Consider the following 1329-nt stretch of genomic DNA (forward strand, 5'->3'; position numbering starts at 1 on the left):
TGTCCGAACCGGATAGATAGGTAACAGAATGGACCGATAGCATGGGTGACAGTTTTCTTGTCCGCCGGAGGACCGGCGATGGTTTGGCGAGAGACTGGCATCATGGACGAGCGGCTACGGTTTGTTGTGGAGTGTCTTTCTGGGGATGAGACGATGGTTGCGCTTTGTGCGGCCTACGGGATCTCACGCAAGAACGGCTACAAATGGCTAGGACGCTATCGGACGTTTGGGCCTGAGGGTTTGCACGACCTGCCGCGAGCCCCGCTCAATCATGGCCGGGCGACAGCTCAGGATCTGGTTGAGCGGATTGTGGCGGCCAAGGAGCTGCATCCGCTTTGGGGTCCAAAGAAGATCGTGGCACGGCTCAGGCGCACGGCTCCCGAGTTCATGTGGCCTTCAGCCTCGACGGTCGGCGCGATCCTTGCGCGGCATGGGCTTGTCCGCGCCCGCAAGCGACCCCGCCTGCGGGCCTGCGGCAATGGACCCTGGCCACAGCCGCAAGAACCGAACGCGGTGTGGACTGGCGATCACAAGGGCTGGTTCCGGACCCGCGACGGCTGGCGTTGCGAACCCTTGACGGTGATGGATGCGTCGAGCCGCTATCTTCTGGCGCTCGAAGCGACGGGGTCGACGGCCGATAGCGAAGCCTGGCCGGTGTTCGAACGGCTGTTTGAAGAGCATGGCCTGCCGGATCGCTTCAGAAGCGACAATGGCCCGCCCTTCGCATCGGCCGGCGTCACCGGGCTGACGCCGCTTGTCGTGCGCTTCATCAAGCTCGGCATCACCTTGGAGCGGATCGCACCCGGCAGGCCACAGCAGAACGGACGTCACGAGCGCTTTCACCTGACCATGCTGCCGATGGCCGAGGCACCGGAAGCCGACCGAACGGCACAGGGCCAGGCCTTCGAGACCTTCCGCCACAGCTACAATGAGGAACGTCCCCATGAGGCGCTGGGCATGGATACGCCCGCCCAGCACTACCGGTCCTCACAGCGCGCCATGCCCAGGACACCACCCGAGCCCGTCTATCCGGCCGAGGCCTCGGTCCGCCGCGTGCGCCACAATGGCGAGATCCGATGGAATGGCGGCTTCATATATGTCTCGCAAGCGCTGGCGGGCGAACCGGTCGCTGCGTTGGAGACCGAAGACGGACAATGGACACTCTCATTCCATGCCCACCCGCTCGGCATCATCGACACACGGCACATGAAGCTTGTCCGCCGCAGCGCCGCGCCAACCAATCCGCTTGGCGCTGCGGCGGACGCATAGGGGGAGAGAAGTGTCACCTATGTATCCGGTTCAAAGTGTTACCCATCTATCGGCTGGACA

Annotated in this window: 1 protein-coding gene; it reads left to right on the forward strand. The window is 63.6% G+C overall.

What is annotated here, in order from left to right; all coding sequences use genetic code 11:
* Nucleotides 1-78: 78 nt before the first annotated feature.
* Nucleotides 79-1269, forward strand: coding sequence for an integrase core domain-containing protein (locus NKJ75_RS32720; RefSeq protein WP_023826017.1), 1191 nt, complete (start codon nucleotides 79-81; stop codon nucleotides 1267-1269).
* Nucleotides 1270-1329 lie beyond the last annotated feature (60 nt).

This window comes from Mesorhizobium sp. M0058, from assembly GCF_040323095.1.
In the GTDB taxonomy this organism is placed as follows: Bacteria; Pseudomonadota; Alphaproteobacteria; order Rhizobiales; family Rhizobiaceae; genus Mesorhizobium.

What these genes read in the sequence shown, in the direction of transcription:
- NKJ75_RS32720 (WP_023826017.1), top strand. Translation starts at nt 79, where the DNA reads ATGGTTTGGCGAGAGACTGGCATCATGGACGAGCGGCTACGGTTTGTT.